Below are 18,930 nucleotides of genomic sequence, written 5' to 3' on the forward strand. Positions count from 1 at the left end.
GCGCGCCGGCAGGCGCTACTTCACTTCATCGAACACGTATTCGTGCTGGCCATCGCGCACGATCAGCTTGCGCACGCCGTCCTTGTCGGCGCGAATCAGCTGGAAGCCGGCCGCGACCGGATCGATGGTGACGAAGGCCAGGCTGCCGTCGGGCTGCGGCTGGGTGGCGAGTTCCGACGAGAACGAGCCGACGTCGATATAGGCCTTGCCGTCCTTGCGGGTGACCACGATGTCGCCCAATGCAGCGCTGTGGTAACGCGGCGCCAGACCATCCAGCGCAGCCGCATCACCGGGGATCTGCAGCAGCTTGCGGAAGGCATCGAAGGCTTCCTTGTTGGCCTTGGCGTTGGCATCGGCGGTCGCCTGCGCCTGCGCTTCGCCATCGAACATCAGTTCGGTCAGCCGGCGCTTGAACGGACCACGCAGGTACACGCCCTCGTCGGCATTGGTCAGGATCACCGCACCGACCTTCTGCTCCGGCCACCACATCATGTTGGAATGGAAGCCGCCCATGTCGCCGCCGTGATCGATCACAGTGACGCCGTCGCTCTTGTCCACCATCAGCGCCATCGCGTAGTCCTTGCCCACGCCCAGCGAGATCTGCGGCTCGCGCCGCTGCATCAATGCGGCCTCGCCGATGTAGCGGGTGCCATCCGGCAGCACGCCACGGTCGATCTCCATCTGCACGTACTTGAGCAGGTCGTTGACCGTGCCCCAGGCCGCGCCGGCCGGGCGCGAGGCCACGATGGTGTCGTTCAGGCCCATGCCCATCACTTCGACCTTGTGGTCGATATCGTAGCCATGCGGCGCGGCGTAGTTGCCGGTCTGCGCCTTGGCGTAGTCGAAGGTGGTGTTGCGCATCCCGAGCGGATCGAACACCAGCGCCTGCATCGCCTTGTCATAGCCTGCGCCGAGCTCACTGCCCGGATACGCCACCTGCCCACCGATGTAGCCGGCGGCGGCGGCCATCGGGTTCGAATACTGGAACAGTTCGCCGAACCCGCTGGTGGGTTGCATCGTGCCGAGCGTGGTCATGACCGTCTCCGGCGTCTGTTTCTCGCCTTCGAACAGCCATTCGTAATCCTGGCGTGGCAAGCCGGTGCAGGCGCAAATCAGGTGCTTGACCAGTACCTTGTCCGTGGTGGCGGCATCGCCCAGCTTGAACGCGGGGTACACATCCTCGGCGCGCGCGTTCCAGTCCAGCTTGCCGGCATCCACCAGTTTGGCCAGCATCAGCGTGGTCAGCGCCTTGGTGTTGGAGGCGATCATGAAGCGGGTGTCGCCATCCACCGGGGCCGGCTTGCCGAGTTCGCGCACGCCGAAGCCGCGCGACATCACCACCTTGCCGTCCTGCACGATGCCGACCGCAACGCCAGGCACATTGAACTCCTTGCGCATCGATTCGACGAAATCCGCCACCGTCTGCAGGCGGGCGGCGTCAAGCTTGTGAGCGGTGCGACCGGCGAAGGTCTCGCGCGCGTAGCCGGCAGGCTGGAAACGCTGGCCCATCTTGCCGAACTGCGAGCCACGCTTCTCGGCGATGGCCTGATCCACATCGACCAACACCACCGTCCACGCCTTGCCTTTGCGATAGGCACTGGCATTGATGACGCGCTTGGCGTTGGCCGGGATGTCGTAATCGTAGAAGCGGCGCTGTTCCCAGCCGTCGCGCGGGGCTGCATCGGTGGCGAGCAGAAACTTGGGCGCCATGCCCAGCACCTTCCACGCCTCTGCGACTGCTTCATCAGGTGTGGTGGCAACGGCGTCGACCATCACCGTGCGCGATCCATCGGCCTCCGGCGGCGTGACGATCACCGCATTCCCTTGCACCGTCTTGCCCCAGCCAGCCGGCAGCAGGAAAGTGGCGCGACCGCCGGCCGTGGTCACCGTTGTCTCGGCGGCGGCAGGCGTTGCTTGCGGATCAGAAGCAAACACGACGGGCGCGGCCAGCGAACATGACAGGGCGATGGCCAGCGCGGCCTTGTTCAACACATGATGCATGGCGAGTCTCCGGGCGTTGTCGTGCCGTGCATGTAGGCCAGGCACTACAAGGGAATAACGCGGGCCGGCTCGCGCTTCGGCCAGGCGACACGTGGCAAGCTGTGCACTCCTGCCCGATTGCCGACCGCCATGCTGCGTACCGCCATCGCCCTGCCCCTGCTCGCCCTTCTGTCCGCCTGCAGCCACACGCCAGCTGCGTCATCGCCGCACGTGTTGCTGCTCGGTGAAGTCCACGACAACGCCATCGGCCATGCCGAACGCGCCGCCCTGCTGCGCGAACGCATCGACGCCGGCTGGCGGCCGGTGATCGCGATGGAACAGTTCGATACCGGCCAACAAGCCGCGCTGGATGCGGCGATGCGCGACTGTGCGGATGCCGATTGCGTGGTGGCGAAAGTCGCGCCCGCGAAGTCCAGCTGGACGTGGGACTACTACAAGCCGGTGGTCGCGCTGGCGCTGGATCGCGAATTGCCGCTGCTGGCGGCCAACCTCTCGCGCAGCGATGCCTCGAAGATCGTCAAAGGCGGTTTCGCCGCAGCGCTGCCGGCCGAGCTCATCGCGCGCTACCAGCTGGACACCCTGCCCGCGCCATTGCTCGCGGCGCAGGCCACCGAAGTGCGCGACAGTCATTGCGGCATGCTGCCGGAGGCGATGGTGGAACCGATGGCCAAGGCGCAAATCGCCCGCGACGTGATGATGGCGGACACGATGCGCACGCATGCCACCGATGGCATCGTGCTGATCGCCGGCAATGGGCATGTACGTGGGGACATCGGCGTGCCGTTCTGGCTGCGGCGGGATGGATTGGCGCCGCAGGCCGTCGGTTTCCTGGAACCGGGCACGGATGCGGCCGGCTTCGACATCGCGCGCCGCATTCCACCCGCGGAGCGCCCGGATCCGTGCGCGCAGTTCAAGGCCCCCAAGCCCGTTGGATAGGAACCGTACCTAGGCGTATTCAAGTCCCGTCACGGCCGATGGCTTAGAATGCGCGCCCTGCATCCGCGGCCATGCCGCCCCAGATGCGGATCCAGTCGATTCCATTTCCTCACTTTGCCGTCGGCGCCACCGCATTCGCGCGCGGTTCCGGCCGGAGTTTTCGCAATGATTTTCGAGACGCTCGACACCTACGGCCATGAACAGGTCGTGTTCTGCCACAACAAGGATGCTGGCCTGAAGGCGATCATCGCCATCCACAACACCACCCTGGGCCCGGCCCTGGGCGGTACCCGCATGTGGCCGTACAAGAGCGAACAGGAAGCCCTGAACGACGTGCTGCGCCTGAGCCGCGGCATGACCTACAAGAACGCAGTCGCTGGCCTCGATATCGGCGGTGGGAAGGCTGTGATCATCGGCAACCCGGCCACCGACAAATCCGAGGCGCTGTTCCGCGCGTTCGGCAAGTTCGTGGATTCCCTCGGCGGCCGCTACATCACCGCCGAGGACGTCGGCATCGACGTCAACGACATGGAATACGTGTACCGCGAGACCGAATACGTGACCGGCGTGCACCAGGTGCATGGCGGCTCCGGCGACCCCTCGCCGTTCACCGCCTACGGCACCCTGCAGGGCCTGATGGCCACCCTCAACACCAAGTTCGGCGACGAGGAAGTCGGCAAGTATTCCTATGCCGTGCAGGGCCTGGGCCACGTCGGCATGGAGTTCGTGAAGCTGCTGAAGGAACGCGGCGCCAAGATCTTCGTCACCGACATCAACCAGGGCCTGATCGACAAGGCCGTGTCCGAGTACGGCGCCGAAGCCGTGGGCCTGGACGAGATCTACGACGTGCCCGCCGACGTGTATTCGCCCTGCGCGCTGGGCGGCACCGTCAACGAGCAGACCCTGCCGCGCCTGAAGGCGAAGGTGATCTGCGGCGCGGCCAACAACCAGCTGGCCAACAACGCGATCGGCGATGAAGTCACCAAGCGCGGCATCCTGTATGCGCCGGACTACGCGGTGAACGCCGGTGGCGTGATGAACGTGGCGCTGGAGCTCGACGGCTACAACCGCGAGCGCGCGATGCGCATGATGCGGACGATCTACCACAACCTGCATCGCATCTACGAAATCTCCGAGCGCGACGGCATCCCGACCTACATGGCCGCCGATCGGCTGGCCGAGGAGCGCATCAGCGCCATCGGCAAGCTCAAGCTGCCGCTGGGCCGCGGTGCGCCGCGCTTCCAGGGCCGAATTCGCGGGCATTGATCCGGCGTTCGCGCAGCGATAGGCGATAATTGGACGGGGCTTCGCGCCCCGTCCTTCGTTTTCACGAGATACAGGTTGAATTGCATGCGTCCTTTCCCCCTCGGCGAAGACATCGATGCCCTGCGCGACGCGGTGCGCCGCTTCGCCGATGCCGAGATCGCCCCGCGCGCGGCGCAGGTCGACGAGGACAACTGGTTCCCGCAGGATCTGTGGCCGAAGCTCGGCGAGATGGGCCTGCTCGGCATGACCGTGCCCGGCGAATACGGCGGCAGCGAGATGGGCTACCTGGCCCACCTGGTGGCGATGGAAGAGATTTCCCGCGCTTCGGGCTCGGTGGGCTTGAGCTATGGCGCGCATTCCAATCTGTGCGTGAACAACCTCTACGCCAATGGCAACGAGGCACAGCGCCAGAAGTACCTGCCGAAGCTGTGCAGCGGCGAATGGAAGGGCGCGCTCGCAATGAGCGAGCCGGGCGCGGGTTCCGATGTGGTCGGTTCGATGTCCTGTCGCGCCGAACTCAAGGGCGGCGTGTGGATCGCCAACGGCAACAAGATGTGGATCACCAACGGCCCCGAGGCCGACGTGCTGGTGGTCTACATGCGCACCGCCGGCAAGGACGCAGGCAGCAAATGCATGACTGCCTTCATCGTCGAGAAGGACATGAAGGGATTCAGCACGGCGCAGAAGCTGGACAAGTTCGGCATGCGCGGCAGCAACACCTGCGAACTGGTGTTCGAGGATTGCGAAATCCCGCAAGAGAACGTGTTGGGCGAAGTGAACCACGGCGTCAAGGTGCTGATGAGCGGCCTCAACACCGAGCGACTCGTGCTCACCGGCGGCCCGCTGGGACTGATGCAGGCCGCGCTCGATATCGCCCTGCCTTATGTCCGCGACCGCAAGCAGTTCGATGCCGCGATCGGCACCTTCGGGCTGATGCAGGGCAAGATCGCCGACATGTACACCGCGTTGCAGTCCAGCCGCGCCTTCGCCTACCAGGTCGCGCGCGATTACGATGCCGGCTACAAGAGCCGCGTGGATGCGGCATCGTGCCTGTTGCACGCATCCGAAGCCGCGGTGCAGGTCGCGCTGGAAGGCATCCAGGCGCTGGGCGGCAATGGTTACATCAACGAATTCGCCACCGGCCGCATCCTGCGCGACGCCAAGTTGTACGCCATCGGTGCCGGCACCAACGAAATCCGCCGCATGCTGATCGGACGCGAGCTGTTCGCCGGCAACAGCTGAGCCCTGTTCCTGTCGCGCAAGAAAAACGCCGCGTTTCCGCGGCGTTTTTCGTTTCCGCCGATGGCGAAGATCAGAAGCGCAGCATCGCCTGCAACGAAGCCATGTTGCTGTCGCCCACCTCGCTGGCACGACGGCTCAGGTCGAAGCGGAACGTCGCCTTGCCGCCGAACGCCGCCGACAGGCCAACGCCGAACAACTGGCTGCGCCGCGCCAGCCCGATCCCCTGCAACGGCGCCCATTGCTCCAGTCCGCTGAAGCTGGCGTCGAACAGTTCACCGTTCAACGCCTGCGTCTGCTGCCACTCCGCACGCGCATCGGCACGTAGGTCGATGCCACCTACACGCCAGTCGCGGGCCGCGCGCAAGCCGGCGAAGCTCTGCCAGCGGCTGCTGCTCCAGGCATCCGCGCGCAAGCCGAACCCGGTCGCGCCACCCTCGTTGAAGCCATCGTTGGCGACATGCACGTACTGCGCGCCGAGGTAAGGCGTGATCGCGATACCGGCGGCATCGAAGCGGCGGCCGATCTCGCCGAACGCCCCCAGGTAGTCGCCCGATAGCTGCGTTGCCACCGCATCCTGCATCGCGCCCAGCATCAGGTTGCGCTGCATCTGTCGCTGGAAGCTGCCGGACGCGAACTGCGCCTGCCCGTACCAGTCACCGCGCCAGGCCGACGCATACAGTTGCAGTTCGCGTTGGCGGCCGCGGCTACGATCGCCGAACTCGCTCAGCCAGCTGGATTGTTCGAGGCGGTTCATCGCAATGCCGGCCACCGCGTTGGAGCCGACGCGCCAATCGTTGCCGATCATTTCACCGGATGCATCGACGCCGACGCTGTCGTAGCCGCCCTGTGCCAGCGTGCCGCTGCTCGCCAGGTCGCGGTACCAGCCGCCCGTTGCCTGCGATGCGTGCGACAGCGCGTCGATGCGGGCATTAAGCGCGCGACGGCCGGCATCGATGGCATCGAAGGTCATCGCCGCGGATGCCGCGTGAAGTTCGCCAGACAGGCTGCGTAGCGACATGTCGGCGTTGGCGATGCTGGAGGATTGCTGCAAGGCGCCCGCGGCATCGATGAAAGCGCTGCCGATGCCGACTGGCAACGTGCCGGCGACCTGGCCGTCGATCGCCGTCATCGCCGATTCCACGCGCTGCGCGGAGACGTTGGTGATCGTCGAGAGGCTCATGCCCGCCACCGCATTGGTCACGCTGATGCGGTTGATGTTGAGGAATACGTTGTTCGGGTCGTAGCCCAAGGTGGCGTCGAGGAACACGTTCGGCGCGGCCTTGAGCGAGGAGAACGTGCCGCTGATCGCGCCCGCGTTCAGCAAGGTTTCCTTCGCCGCGGTGGTGTAACCGCTCTTGACGCCGAGGATCGATACCTGCCCTGCAAGCGTGGCGGTGCCCGTCACCTTCAGCGAGCTGCCCAGCCACACGCCCAGGTTGCCGGTCGACAATTGGGTGAAATTGCCGGCGATGACGGCCGGCGTACCGGCGCCGTTGAAGAAGGCGCCACTGTTGGTGACGTTGCCGCCGAACGCACCGCTGGCCCAAACCGTCGCGCCGCTGGCGATGCTCAGGTTCGATGCCAACCCTTTGCGGATATCCAGGCCACCGGCATCGACCCGTGTCGCGCCGGTGAAGCTGGCGGCCTCGGTCAATGTCAGGATGCCGCTACCAGCCTTGATCAACCCGCCACTACCGATGATGGGATTGCGCCAGGTGGAATTGCCCGTGAACGAAACGCTGACATCGCCCCACGCGAAGTTGGCCGGCCCGTTCACCGCCTTGCCGACGTCGAGCACACCCCAACCAAAGACCTGATCCACACCAGGCGCACCAACGTCCTTGGCGGCTCCCAGAATCGTCTGGCGCACGAGGTCATTGTTGAAGTACGGGAACATCGACCACACCGCGGCTGCCGCGCCCGAGACCAATGGCGCGGCGAACGACGTGCCCTGGACCCGATATGCCTTGTCTTCGGTCGTTGCGTTCGGCGTCGTGGTACCCACCGGCGATGCCCCGATGACGTACACCGCCCCTGGCGCGGACAGGCAATAGTTCATCGATCGTCCACAGTATTGCGAGAACGAAAGCAACTGCGTGGGGTTATCGGGGTCAAGCGCGGCAACGGTCAGCCAACCGCGCTCCAACCCGAATGACGGCGCGAGTGTCGGCAAGGAGGAGGTGTCGGATGGATCGACGCGAAAATTTGCATCGTTGCCGTAATTGCCGTTGGCAAACACCACCAGGCCGTTCTTGTTGAGGATGAAGTCGGTATAGCCGGGCGCCATCGCGGCCGCACCCGCGGCATCGTCTTCGAAATAAACCCCACCCCAGGAATTGTTGATGATGCGTGCGCCGTGTGTGTAGAGATCCGCATGCGCTTCGTTCAAGAAGGAGGCGAAACCGGCCGCGTCCGCCGTGCTGACGGCATTTCCCTGCCCCGAACCATCATCGGTCGGCGGGTTGTCCGAAAGGAAGCGTCCCGAAACGATGGTGGCCGCCGGTGCAACGCCACCGGGCCAGCGCCCGACGGCCGAGCCTGCCGCCGTCAATGCAACCCATGTCCCGTGCTCCAGCACATAGTCCACATTCTGGTTGTTGGTGGACGGATCCAGATAGAACCCGTTGTAGGCAACACGTGGAGTGAGCTGCGGATGAGTGCGTCGCACGCCCGAATCGAGGATGCCGATGCCGATACCTTGACCCCGCGCGCCGGCGGCGAGCGAGGCACCGGCATTGATCACCTGCATCTGCACGCCGAGCTGAGTATCGAAGCTGATCGGAGCCGGCAAGGACGATATCGCCGCGGGATTCACTTGCGTCAACGCACTGTCGTTCGCCACCGTCGGCGTGAACCCTGGCCCCGTTGGCGTGACGGGTGGCGGGCTGGGCCGCACATTGCTGCCCCCGCCTCCACCACCGCATGCCGCCAATGCCAGCGTGATCGCGCAGGGCAACAAGGCGGACACCAACGATTGTCCGGATCGGGGCTGGTTGGTCTGAATGATCATTGCGCTCTCGAATGCTCGCGCCGATGGCCCGCGGCCACCCCCTCTCGCGATGACACACGTTGTATGCGATGCGAAGCCGTATCTCAACCATTGGAGACTGAACCGGTCAGCCGGATGCCGCAGCGCAACATCGACATGGATTTCGCGCCATAATCGGGAAATAGAGTCCCTCCCCCGGCCCATCGGCCCATGCACTCCGGAGCCCCCAAATGAGCGATATCGTCATCGTTGGTGCCAAGCGCACCGCCATCGGTTCCTTCCTTGGCCAATACACCGGCACGCCGACCCCGGCACTCGGCACTGCCGCGATATCCGCCGCACTCGCCCAATCCGGCATCGCCGCCGACACGGTGGACGAAGTGATCATGGGCTGCGTGCTGCCCGCCGGCCTCGGCCAGGCGCCGGCACGGCAGGCCTCGCGCGCCGCGGGCATCCCGGATGCAGCGGGCTGCACCACCATCAACAAGGTCTGCGGTTCCGGCATGAAAGCCGTGATGCTGGCGCATGACCTGATCAAGGCCGGCTCGGCGCAGGCGGTGATCGCCGGTGGCATGGAGTCGATGACCAATGCCCCGCACCTGCTCAACAACTCACGCACCGGCACCCGTTACGGCAGCGCGGAAATGCTCGACCACATGGCCTGGGACGGCCTGACCAACCCCTACGACGGCAAGGCGATGGGCGTGTTCGGTGACGCCGCCTGCGCCAAGTATGGCTATGACCGCGCGGCGGTGGACGCGTATTCTGCAGAAAGCGCCAAGCGCGCGCAGGCGGCGCAAGTCAGTGGTGCCTTCGTCGACGAAATCACCCCGGTCACGGTGAAAACCCGGAAGGGCGAAGTCGTCGTCGACAAGGACGAAGAACCCGGCAAGATCGACATCAACAAGATTCCCGAACTGCGCGCCGCGTTCGGCAAGGACGGCGTGTTGACCGCTGCCTCGTCCTCCAAGATCTCGGATGGCGCCGCTGCGCTGGTGGTGATGTCGGCCGAAGCCGCCGCCGCAGCCGGGGCCAAGCCATTGGCGCGGATCGTTGCCCATGCCACGCATGCGCAGGCGCCGGAGTGGTTCACCACTGCGCCAGTGGCCGCAATCAAGAACGTGCTGGACAAGGCTGGTTGGACCGTGGCCGATGTCGACCTGTTCGAAGTCAATGAAGCGTTCGCCTGCGTGGCGATGGCCCCGATGACCGACCTCGGCATCCCCCACGACAAGTTGAACGTGAACGGCGGCGCCTTGGCCCTGGGCCACCCGATCGGGGCCTCCGGCGCACGCCTGCTCGTCACCTTGCTGAACGCCCTGAAGGCCCGTGGTGGCAAGCGCGGCGTGGCGTCCCTGTGCATCGGCGGCGGCGAAGCGACCGCCATGGCCATCGAGCTTTTGTGAAGAACTTGAACGAGAACGTGAAAAAAAGTCGGCCAACCGCTTGACACGCGACATTGGCTTGTCATCATGTTACTGGCGCGCAGTTTGCGCGTTGCCAAAACTCATATAAACGACGAGGAATCCGTATCATGTCGATCAACAAGATCCTGCTGGCGATGGCTCTGGGCCTGGCCCTGACCGCTTGCAGCAACAAGGAGCAGGCTGCCGACGCTACCGCCGACGCCGCTGCCGCTGCTGACACCGCCCAGGCTTCCGCCGACGCTGCCGCCGCCACTGGCGACGCCGCTGCCGCCGACGCTGCCCAGGCTGCTGCCGACACCGCTGCTTCGGCTGCTGACGCCGCCGCTGCTTCGGCCGACGCCACCGCCGCTGCCGCTACCCCGGCTGCTGCCGACAACGCTGCCGACGCCGCTGGCCAGGCTGCCGACGCTGCCGAGCAGGCCGCCGACGCTGCCAAGCAGGCTTCGGACGCTGCTGCGAAGAAGTAATCCGACAGGCGCAAACGCCTATTCAGATTGCTGTAGAATCGGAAAAGCCGTCGGTGCGCCGACGGCTTTTTCGTACCCCGGGCAACCGGGATGTTGTAAGTCAGTGAACGACCCGCCGGCCTTGCCGGATCGCTAAGCGCACTGGCGTTGCCTGATCCGCAAACCGATCCATTTCAGACAACTCCTCAGGAGAGAACCATGAACACCAAGCTTTACGTGCTCCTCGCCGCTGGCGTCCTCGCTCTGTCGGCCTGCAAGAACGAATCCGCCGACGCCGCCGCCGACGCTGCCGCTGCCACCGAGCAGGCTGCTGACGCCGCTGCCACCGCTGCTGCGACCACCGGCGACGCCGCTGCCACCGCCGCGGACGCTGCTGGTGATGCTGCTTCCGCTGCCGGCGACGCTGCCGCTGCGACCGTCGACGCCGCTGCCGCCGCAACCGGCGACGCCGCCGCTGCCGCTGCCGACGCCACCAAGGACGCTGCTGCCAACGTTGCAGACGCCGCCAAGGACGCTACCGCCGACGCCGCTGGCGCCGTGAAGGATGGCGCCGCCAAGGTCGAAGAAGCCGCCAAGAAGTAATCCTTCTTTGCTGCATGCAAGACCGGAAAGGCCCGCTTCGGCGGGCCTTTCTCTTTGCTGCCGCCACCTGCCACGCCAACACTTAAGCCCTGCTTTCCGCACGGTTCCCAAGCGTCTGCATGCGAACAGGTATCCTGTCGCCATGACCGCACAGACCGCCTACGCATGCCCGCGCTGACTTCGCAGATCGATACCCGCTCGCAGGATTTCACCGACAACGTCACCTTCCATCGCGAACTGGTCGCCGAACTCGACCGTCGCCTGGCCCGCGCCGCCGACGGTGGCGGCGAGAAAGCCCGCAGCAAGCACACCGAACGCGGCAAGCTGCTGCCACGCGAGCGCATCGACGCCCTGCTCGACCCCGGCTCGCCCTTCCTGGAAATCGCCCCACTCGCCGCCGAAGGCATGTACGACGATGCCGCGCCCGCCGCCGGCATGGTCTGCGGCATCGGCAGGGTGATGGGCCAGGAGGTCGTCATCGTCGCCAACGACGCCACCGTCAAGGGCGGCACCTATTTCCCGATGACGGTGAAGAAGCACCTGCGCGCGCAGGACATCGCCCGAGAGAACCACCTGCCTTGCATCTACCTGGTCGACTCCGGCGGCGCCTTTCTGCCGCTGCAGGATGAGGTGTTTCCAGACAAGGAGCACTTCGGGCGGATCTTCTACAACCAGGCACGGATGAGCGCGGAGAACATCCCGCAGATCGCCGTGGTGATGGGCAGCTGCACCGCCGGCGGCGCCTACGTGCCGGCGATGAGCGATGAATCCGTCATCGTCAAGGAACAGGGCACGATCTTCCTGGGCGGCCCTCCGCTGGTGAAGGCGGCAACGGGCGAAGTGGTCGATGCCGAGGAACTCGGCGGTGCCGACGTGCATACGCGCATTTCCGGCGTGGCCGATCACTTCGCCGAGGACGACCGCGATGCCTTGCAAATCGCACGCGGCATCGTGGGTTCGCTCAACCGCAAGAAGATCATCCAGCTGGCGACGCAGCCCGCGCGCGAACCGCTGTTCCCGGCAGAGGAGCTGTACGGCATCGTGCCGAAGGATGCGCGCCGCCCGTTCGACATCCGCGAGGTGATCGCCCGCGTGGTCGACGGCAGCGAGTTCCAGGAATTCAAGGCGCGCTATGGCAGCACGCTGGCGACAGGTTTCGCGCATCTGCACGGCTATCCGGTCGGCATCGTTGCCAATAACGGCATCCTGTTCGCGGAATCCGCGCTCAAGGGCGCGCACTTCATCGAGCTGTGCAACCAGCGCGGCATCCCATTGGTGTTCCTGCAGAACATCACCGGTTTCATGGTCGGCAAGAAATACGAGCAGGCCGGCATCGCCAAAGATGGCGCGAAGATGGTGACGGCGGTGGCGTGTTCGCACGTGCCGAAGTTCACCGTGGTGATCGGCGGCAGCTTCGGCGCCGGCAACTACGCCATGTGCGGCCGCGCATACGGTGCGCGTTTCCTGTGGATGTGGCCGAACGCGCGGATCAGCGTGATGGGCGGCGAACAGGCGGCATCGGTATTGGCCACGGTCAAGCGCGACGGTATCGAAGCACGCGGCGGCGTATGGACGCCGGACGAGGAAGATGCCTTCAAGGCACCGATCCGCGAACAGTACGAACACCAGGGCAACCCCTACTACGCCACCGCGCGGCTTTGGGACGACGGCATCATCGATCCCGCCGATACCCGCCGAGTGCTGGGACTGGGCCTGTCGGCTTCGCTCAATGCGCCAATCGACGACCGCACCCGTTTTGGCGTGTTCCGGATGTGACACGGAGTGTGATCTCCCTCTCGATCAGCCAGTTGCGGCACCTACCTGTCGTATTCATGCAGGAAATCGCCGCAAAGTGGTGCTAGCCTCGGCAGTCCGCCCCCGAGGAGATTGACTGCAATGGCAATTGGCTGGAAAGACCCGACACCGGCGAAAGCCGAACCTGCCCGTTTCGATGCCCCTCCGCCCTCGCCCATCAACGAGGCGCCGCAGCCAGCATCCGCGCCAACCCCGATCCGCGCGGTGGAAACGCCGGCGCGTGAGTCGGTGATCGCCGCCGACCTCGCCATCGAAGGCAAGATCGAAGGCGCCGGCCACGTCCGCATCGCCGGCAAGTTCAAGGGCGACGTCAAGGTGCAGGGCAACCTGACCATCGAACAGGGCGCGAAGGTCGCCGGTGGCGTGGCCGCAAGCAAGGTGACGCTGGCCGGCGAGCTGGACGGCAACATCGAATCCGCGCAGCAAGTCGAACTGCTGCAGAGCGGCGTGATCAACGGCGATCTCAAGGCCGGTTCGCTGACCGTGGCCGCCGGCAGTCGCATCCGCGGCCATGTGGAATGCGGCTGGAGCGACAAGGACGGCAAGTCCGCGTCGAAGACGGAGTCCGGCAGCGCCGCATGAGCGTGCTGCGCCCCGGCACGGCAGGTGCGACGCGCACCTGCCCGCACTGCAAGGCCACCATCCTGGAAAGCTCGGCGGTGTGCCCGGCGTGTCGCGGGCACCTGAAGTTCGATGCGCCGGCCGTGGACGCCGCGCAGCGCTTCGTGCCGCTGAAGGTGGAAGGCACGATCAACGCGACCGACGACAACGCGTTCGAGTACACGATGGTGGTGGTGATCCGCAACGAACGCGGCGAGGAAATCGGCCGTCACGTGGCCGGCGTCGGTGCGGTGTTCCCCGGTGAATCGCGCAGTTTCGATGTCAGCGTGGAAGCGGTGCCGGCGAATCCCGGCAAGCGCCGGCTGAAGCACTAGTCAGTCACAGCTGTCGCAGCCACCGGCGCGGAGTCGAAGGGGGCTTCGACTTCGGTGCTGCGCGCCTACGCTCAGCACGAACGGAAACAGATTGCCGCGCTTATGGCGAAGCTACCGCCTTCGGCGTGTACGGCAAGCCCATCTTCGCCAGGATCGCCTTGAAGCGCGGATCTTCGCGGATCGGGTCGAAGACGGGCATCCAGACAATTTGCGGCTCGGCGTCCTCTCCCTGGGCCGCAATCTGTTCGAGCACCGGCAAGGCCGCCGTGCAGTCATCAAGCAGGCACAGCATGCGCGTATACGTATACGGACTGGCGGCGCGCATGTGCAGCCCCCACGGCGTGGTCTTCAGGCGTTCGGCGGTGCTTGCGTGCAGCGCCGGATCGGCCACGCCGTGGATCACGTCGATCCACGGCGCCATCTTCTGCGCATCCAGGCCAAGCAATCGGCCGGTTTTGCGCGCATAACGCTCAGCATCGGGCCAGCGCTGCATGATCAGGGCGAAGTGTGCCGCAACGGTCTGTGCCGGCGCGTAATCCGGAAAAGCCGCCGCCATGCGCTGGAATTGCGCCCAGGCTTCGTCGTTGCGATGCAGGAAATACAGCGACCAACCAACCCACGCGCCATTGACCGGCGCGAGCGGGTCGAGCTTCTGCGCGCGTTCGGCTTCCGCCAGCGCCTGCTCGAAGCTCCCGGTTGCAGCGAGGAACTGCGCGTATTGGCAGGCGGCTTCGGCATCGCCGGGCGCCAATGCCCGCGCGCGCGCGAAGGCCGCATCGGCCTTGGCCCATTGCCACTGGCCGCTGTACACCATGCCCTGCGCGACCAACGCCGATGCGGTATCCGGGTTCAAGGCCAGCGCACGTTGCGCGCTGGTCAACGCGCGCGGGAAAGCCTCCTGCATCGAACCCAGGTCGTAGCTGGGATACAGCGCCTCGGCCTGCGCCATCGCGCCCCAGGCCTGCGCGTAATCCGGCGCGATCTCGACGGCGCCGCGGAACGCCGCCACTGCATCGCGCAGCCCCGGCCCGCGCGCGGCGATCAAGGTCAGGCCACGCAGGTAGAAATCGTGTGCGCGTGGATCGACCGGTTTGCGGGTCAGCCCGCCGTCCGCCAGTTGCGCCTGTAACTTGGCGGCGATGGCACGGGAGATTTCATCCTCCACCGCGAAGATGCTGGTCAGCTTACGGTCGTACTTGCTCGACCACAGGTGGTAGCCGCTGCGCACGTCAACCAATTGCGCGGTAATGCGCACCTCATCGCCCGCCTTCTGCACGCTGCCTTCCAGCACCACCGCCACGCCCAGCGCCTCGCCTACCTTGCGTAGGTCCTGCGCCTTGCCCTTGAACGCGAACGCGGAAGTGCGGCCCGCCACTTTCAAGTCAGGCACTTGCGCCAGCGCATGCAGGATTTCCTCGGTGATGCCGTCGCTGAAATACTCGTCCTTGGCATCGCCGCTCATGTTGACGAAGGGCAGCACGGCGATGGATTTCGGATCAGCGGCGGGGGCAGCCGCATTCGCCTGCTTCGCCACCGCCGACCGCGCCTGTTCGACCTGCGTCAGCAGTGCGGCATCGCGCCGCGGCGCCAGCACGAATTTGTCGAACGCGAAGTAGCCCAGCGCCAGTATCGCCACCACCAGCAGTATCCGGTCGAGCCGACGCGCGGTCTGCGGCGCGATGGATTCCGAAGCCGGCACCTCGGCATCGCGCTTCAAGCCAGCCGGGGTGAGTTCGAACACCCACGAGACCACCAGCACCGGGATGAAGCCGATCGCCAGCGCGATGATCACCGCGCGCAAGACCCACGATGGCGCATCGAATGCCGGCAGCATCGTGCTGGCCACCTGCACGACCAGCCATGCGCCGACCAGGTACAACCCCGCCATCCGGATCACGTTGCGACGCTTGAGTTCCGCGAAGAACCCGCTGGAACCACGCCCGGTCGATGGCGATTCGTCCTGCCTAGTGGCCATCCGCGCGCTCCCCGTGCGTTTCCGCAACTCTAACCCAGCGGGCGCCGTGTAAGAGCTGTACGGGCTTGTCGGCGGCACACCCTCAATCGCAGCTATCGCAACCGCCGCAGTCCTTGCCGTTCGCGCGTGGCACGGGCGCGATCATGCGACCGAGTGATTGCATCCAGCCTGCGCGCCCTTCTCGCAGCAACGGCAGCGCGATGGCGATGCGCAGCCTGCGGGTGACGTTCGGGAACTGCTTGCGCATCACCACGATCACGCTCACCAGCACCGCCAGCGCGATGACGATGTACTGCGCGAGCAGGCCCGCGCTCATCCCCACCCCAACGCCACGGCGATGCGATAGGTGACGAACGCGGCCAGCCAGGCCAGCGCGAACAGGTAGCCGGTGGCGAATGCGGTCTGCTTCCAGGAATGGGTTTCACGCTTGATCGTGGCCAGGGTGGAAATGCATTGCGGCGCATAGATGAACCACACCAGCAGCGACAGGCCGGTGGCCAGCGACCAGTCTTGCGCGATCAGTCCATGCAACGCGTTGCTGGCGGCATCGTCGTTGGCGGCGGCCACCGCATACACGGTGGCCAGCGAGGAGACCATGACTTCGCGCGCGGCCATGGTCGGGATCAGCGCGATGCTGATGCGCCAATCGAAGCCCAGCGGCGCGAAGATCACTTCCAGCGCGCGGCCGATGCGGCCGGCGAAGCTGTCCTCGATGCCGACGCCCGCCGGGAAATTCAGCAGGAACCACAGCAGGATTGTCAGCGCCAGGATGATCCCGCCGACACGCTTGAGGAAGATCATCGCGCGTTCGTACAGGCCGATCAGCAGGTCGCGCAGGTGCGGCACGCGGTAGGACGGCAGCTCCAGCAGCAGCGGATGCTCGCCCTTGTCGCGCCGCCATTTCTTCATCACCCAGGCGACCAGCAACGCGCTGAAGATGCCGGCGGCGTACAGCCCGAACAGGACCAGACCCTGCAGGTTGAACCAGCCCACTTTCTGCTGCGGGATGAAGGCACCGATCAGCAATGCATAAACCGGCAGCCGCGCCGAACAAGTCATCAGCGGCGCGACCAAGATCGTGGCGAGGCGGTCGCGCGGATCCTGGATCGAACGCGTGGACATGATCCCCGGCACCGCGCAGGCGAAGCTGGACAGCAGCGGGATGAAGCTGCGCCCGGACAAGCCCGCGGAGGCCATCATCCGATCCAGCAGGAAGGCTGCGCGCGGCAGGTAGCCGCTTTCTTCCAGCGCCAGGATGAAGGCGAACAGGATCAGGATCTGCGGCAGGAACACCACCACCCCGCCCAGGCCTGCGATCACGCCATCGACCAGCAAGCCCTTGAGCGGGCCGTCCGGCATTGCGTTTCCCACCGTCTGCCCCAGCCACGCGGCGGCGGCTTCGATGCCGTCCATCATCGGCGTGGCCCAGGCGTACACCGCCTGGAAGATCAGGAACATCACCAATGCCAGCGCGAGCAGGCCGAATACCGGATTGAGCAGCCAGCGATCCAGCGCATCGTCGATCTTCGCGGTGCGGCTGGGCATGCTGACGGCGAGTTCCAGCAGGCGACGGGTTTCCGCGTGCAACGCATCCGCATCGCGCGGCGGCACCGGGCGCGGTTCGTGCGGCGTGGCCTGCATGGCATCCAGTTGCGCGACCAGCGCGCGCGCGCCGTCGTGTTGCACGGCGATGGTCTCCACCACCGGCACGCCGAGTTCGCGTTGCAGCGCGGCCACGTCGATTTCGATGCCGCGCCGCTTGGCCGCATCGACCATGTTCAGCGCGACCACCATCGGCCGCCCCAGCGCCAACAGCTCCAGCGCAAAGCGCAGGTGCAAGCGCAGGTTGGTGGCATCGACCACGCAGACCAGCACGTCCGGCACCGGTTCGCCGGGATAGAAACCGCGGATCAGGTCGCGGGTGACCGCTTCGTCCAGGCTGGCCGCATTGAGGCTGTAGGCACCCGGCAAATCGAGCACCGCGTACTGGCGGCCGGATGGCGCCAGCAGGCGGCCTTCCTTGCGCTCCACGGTGACGCCGGTGTAATTCGCCACTTTCTGGCGGCTGCCGGTGAGCTGGTTGAACAGCGCAGTCTTGCCGCAGTTCGGATTACCGACCAAGGCAATGCGCGGGATCGCAGTCGCAGCCGACGGACTCATGCGCTGGCTCCGTTGCTGCGCAGGCGCACGCGCGCGGCCTCGACCCGGCGCAAGGCGAAGCGGGTGAACCCCACCTGCACCAACAGCGGTTCGGCGCCGAACGGGCCTGCAGCCACGACTTCGACCTGTTCGCCGGCGACGAAACCGAGTTCGCGCAGGCGACGGGCGATCGCATCGTTGGGCGCGAGGTCTTCCACGCCCTCGACGATGGCCGGTGTGCGGCGCGCAAGTTCGCTCAGGATCACGGCAATATTCAAATGGGAATTATTCTCAATAATACCACTGCACCGGCCCCGCGAGCGCGCCCGCTATCATGTGTATTCACAGCCGGAGGTCCGATGAGCGAACGCCTGCAACTCCACCGTGATGGCCCGGTCGTCCGCCTGCGCATGACCCGCGCGGAAGTGCACAACGCCTTCGATGCCGGGCTGATCGCCGAACTCACCGCCGCGCTGGATGCAATCGCCGCCGACGCGGCCGTCCGGGTGCTGGTGCTGGAAGCCGATGGCGCCTCGTTTTCCGCCGGCGCAGACCTCAACTGGATGCGCGGCATGGCCGCCGCCAGCGAAGCCGAGAACTACCAGGACAGCCTTGCCCTCGCCCGCCTGATGCGCACGCTGGACGAACTGCCCAAGCCCACCATCGCCCGCGTGCAAGGCGCGGCCTTCGGTGGCGGCGTGGGCCTCATCGCCTGCTGCGACATCGCCATCGGCGTGCCGGAAGCCAAGTTCGGCCTGACCGAAAGCAAGCTGGGCCTGCTGCCGGCGGTGATCTCCCCCTACGTCATCGCGGCCATCGGTACGCGCAACGCGCGGCGCTACTTCGCCACCGCCGAGATCTTCAGCGCCGAAGAGGCACAACGCATCGGTTTACTGCACGACGTAGTCAACGCCACCACCCTCGACACCGCCGTGCAACGGCAGATCGACCTGTTGCTGAAGGCCGGCCCCATCGCCAGTTCGCTTGCGAAAACGTTGGTGCGCGATGTGGCCGCCCATGCCGATGGCGCGAAGCACGATGCCGACAACGCCGCGCTGATCGCCCGCTTGCGCGTTTCCCCGGAGGGACAGGAAGGCCTCGGTGCCTTCCTCGACAAGCGCAAGCCGAACTGGATCGCGGAATAAAGGATCTGGCG

Annotated in this window: 16 protein-coding genes; 10 read left to right on the top strand and 6 right to left on the bottom strand. The window is 65.8% G+C overall.

The genetic code is table 11. The annotated features are described in order from the left end of the window. Nucleotides 1-15 precede the first annotated feature (15 nt). The gene (locus G7079_RS08940) at nucleotides 16-2,001 is read right to left on the bottom strand and encodes a beta-lactamase family protein (RefSeq protein WP_240906152.1); all 1,986 of its coding nucleotides are present in this window, start codon (nucleotides 1,999-2,001) and stop codon (nucleotides 16-18) included. A 129-nt stretch (nucleotides 2,002-2,130) separates the two neighbouring features. Between G7079_RS08940 and G7079_RS08945 the strand changes: the two genes are divergently transcribed. The 3 genes from G7079_RS08945 to G7079_RS08955 all read left to right on the top strand — a co-directional run bounded on the left by G7079_RS08945 (nucleotide 2,131) and on the right by G7079_RS08955 (nucleotide 5,445). Next, nucleotides 2,131-2,937 (top strand): ChaN family lipoprotein, encoded by an 807-nt coding sequence (locus G7079_RS08945; RefSeq protein WP_166056976.1) that lies wholly within the window; start codon nucleotides 2,131-2,133, stop codon nucleotides 2,935-2,937. 165 nt (nucleotides 2,938-3,102) lie between these two features. After that, nucleotides 3,103-4,203 carry a Glu/Leu/Phe/Val dehydrogenase gene (locus tag G7079_RS08950; RefSeq protein ID WP_166056977.1) on the top strand — a complete coding sequence of 367 codons (1,101 nt, stop codon included), beginning with the start codon at nucleotides 3,103-3,105 and terminating at the stop codon, nucleotides 4,201-4,203. 84 nt (nucleotides 4,204-4,287) lie between these two features. Further along, entirely contained in the window at nucleotides 4,288-5,445 is a 1,158-nt protein-coding gene (locus G7079_RS08955) for an isovaleryl-CoA dehydrogenase (RefSeq protein ID WP_166056979.1), read from the top strand. A 70-nt stretch (nucleotides 5,446-5,515) separates the two neighbouring features. Here the strand turns inward: G7079_RS08955 and G7079_RS08960 are convergent, their stop codons facing one another. Continuing rightward, the gene (locus G7079_RS08960) at nucleotides 5,516-8,413 is read right to left on the bottom strand and encodes an autotransporter serine protease (RefSeq protein WP_166056980.1); all 2,898 of its coding nucleotides are present in this window, start codon (nucleotides 8,411-8,413) and stop codon (nucleotides 5,516-5,518) included. A 251-nt stretch (nucleotides 8,414-8,664) separates the two neighbouring features. Between G7079_RS08960 and G7079_RS08965 the strand changes: the two genes are divergently transcribed. From G7079_RS08965 to G7079_RS08990, 6 genes are all read left to right on the top strand, one after another. After that, on the top strand, nucleotides 8,665-9,840 hold the full coding sequence (locus tag G7079_RS08965; RefSeq protein WP_166056981.1) for a thiolase family protein: 1,176 nt from the start codon (nucleotides 8,665-8,667) through the stop codon (nucleotides 9,838-9,840). A gap of 128 nt (nucleotides 9,841-9,968) precedes the next feature. Continuing rightward, nucleotides 9,969-10,328 (top strand): hypothetical protein, encoded by a 360-nt coding sequence (locus tag G7079_RS08970; RefSeq protein ID WP_166056982.1) that lies wholly within the window; start codon nucleotides 9,969-9,971, stop codon nucleotides 10,326-10,328. 198 nt (nucleotides 10,329-10,526) lie between these two features. Next, nucleotides 10,527-10,910: a hypothetical protein gene (locus tag G7079_RS08975; protein ID WP_166056983.1), complete on the top strand. Its 384-nt coding sequence runs from the start codon at nucleotides 10,527-10,529 to the stop codon at nucleotides 10,908-10,910. A gap of 165 nt (nucleotides 10,911-11,075) precedes the next feature. Beyond that, nucleotides 11,076-12,686 carry a carboxyl transferase domain-containing protein gene (locus G7079_RS08980; protein ID WP_166056984.1) on the top strand — a complete coding sequence of 537 codons (1,611 nt, stop codon included), beginning with the start codon at nucleotides 11,076-11,078 and terminating at the stop codon, nucleotides 12,684-12,686. Nucleotides 12,687-12,806: 120 nt separating this feature from the next. Beyond that, nucleotides 12,807-13,307, top strand: a complete 501-nt coding sequence (locus G7079_RS08985) for a polymer-forming cytoskeletal protein (RefSeq protein WP_166056985.1) — start codon at nucleotides 12,807-12,809, stop codon at nucleotides 13,305-13,307. Beyond that, nucleotides 13,304-13,660, top strand: coding sequence for an FxLYD domain-containing protein (locus tag G7079_RS08990; protein ID WP_166056986.1), 357 nt, complete (start codon nucleotides 13,304-13,306; stop codon nucleotides 13,658-13,660). Before G7079_RS08985 ends, G7079_RS08990 begins: the two co-directional genes overlap by 4 nt. A gap of 100 nt (nucleotides 13,661-13,760) precedes the next feature. Here the strand turns inward: G7079_RS08990 and G7079_RS08995 are convergent, their stop codons facing one another. The 4 genes from G7079_RS08995 to G7079_RS09010 form a co-directional block, all read right to left on the bottom strand. Beyond that, the gene (locus tag G7079_RS08995) at nucleotides 13,761-15,635 is read right to left on the bottom strand and encodes a hypothetical protein (RefSeq protein WP_166056987.1); all 1,875 of its coding nucleotides are present in this window, start codon (nucleotides 15,633-15,635) and stop codon (nucleotides 13,761-13,763) included. Nucleotides 15,636-15,717: 82 nt separating this feature from the next. Beyond that, the gene (locus G7079_RS09000) at nucleotides 15,718-15,951 is read right to left on the bottom strand and encodes a DUF6587 family protein (protein WP_166056989.1); all 234 of its coding nucleotides are present in this window, start codon (nucleotides 15,949-15,951) and stop codon (nucleotides 15,718-15,720) included. Beyond that, the gene (locus tag G7079_RS09005; RefSeq protein WP_166056990.1) at nucleotides 15,948-17,795 is read right to left on the bottom strand and encodes a ferrous iron transporter B; all 1,848 of its coding nucleotides are present in this window, start codon (nucleotides 17,793-17,795) and stop codon (nucleotides 15,948-15,950) included. Before G7079_RS09005 ends, G7079_RS09000 begins: the two co-directional genes overlap by 4 nt. Beyond that, complete coding sequence (locus tag G7079_RS09010) at nucleotides 17,792-18,040, bottom strand: FeoA domain-containing protein (RefSeq protein ID WP_166057897.1); 249 nt, start codon at nucleotides 18,038-18,040, stop codon at nucleotides 17,792-17,794. The genes G7079_RS09005 and G7079_RS09010 overlap by 4 nt, the downstream gene beginning before the upstream one ends. A gap of 93 nt (nucleotides 18,041-18,133) precedes the next feature. On the opposite strand from G7079_RS09010, the gene G7079_RS09015 reads away from it, so the two are divergent. Next, the gene (locus tag G7079_RS09015) at nucleotides 18,134-18,919 is read left to right on the top strand and encodes an enoyl-CoA hydratase-related protein (RefSeq protein WP_166056991.1); all 786 of its coding nucleotides are present in this window, start codon (nucleotides 18,134-18,136) and stop codon (nucleotides 18,917-18,919) included. Nucleotides 18,920-18,930 lie beyond the last annotated feature (11 nt).

The sequence above is a fragment of the Thermomonas sp. HDW16 genome (assembly GCF_011302915.1).
In the GTDB taxonomy this organism is placed as follows: domain Bacteria; phylum Pseudomonadota; class Gammaproteobacteria; order Xanthomonadales; family Xanthomonadaceae; genus Thermomonas.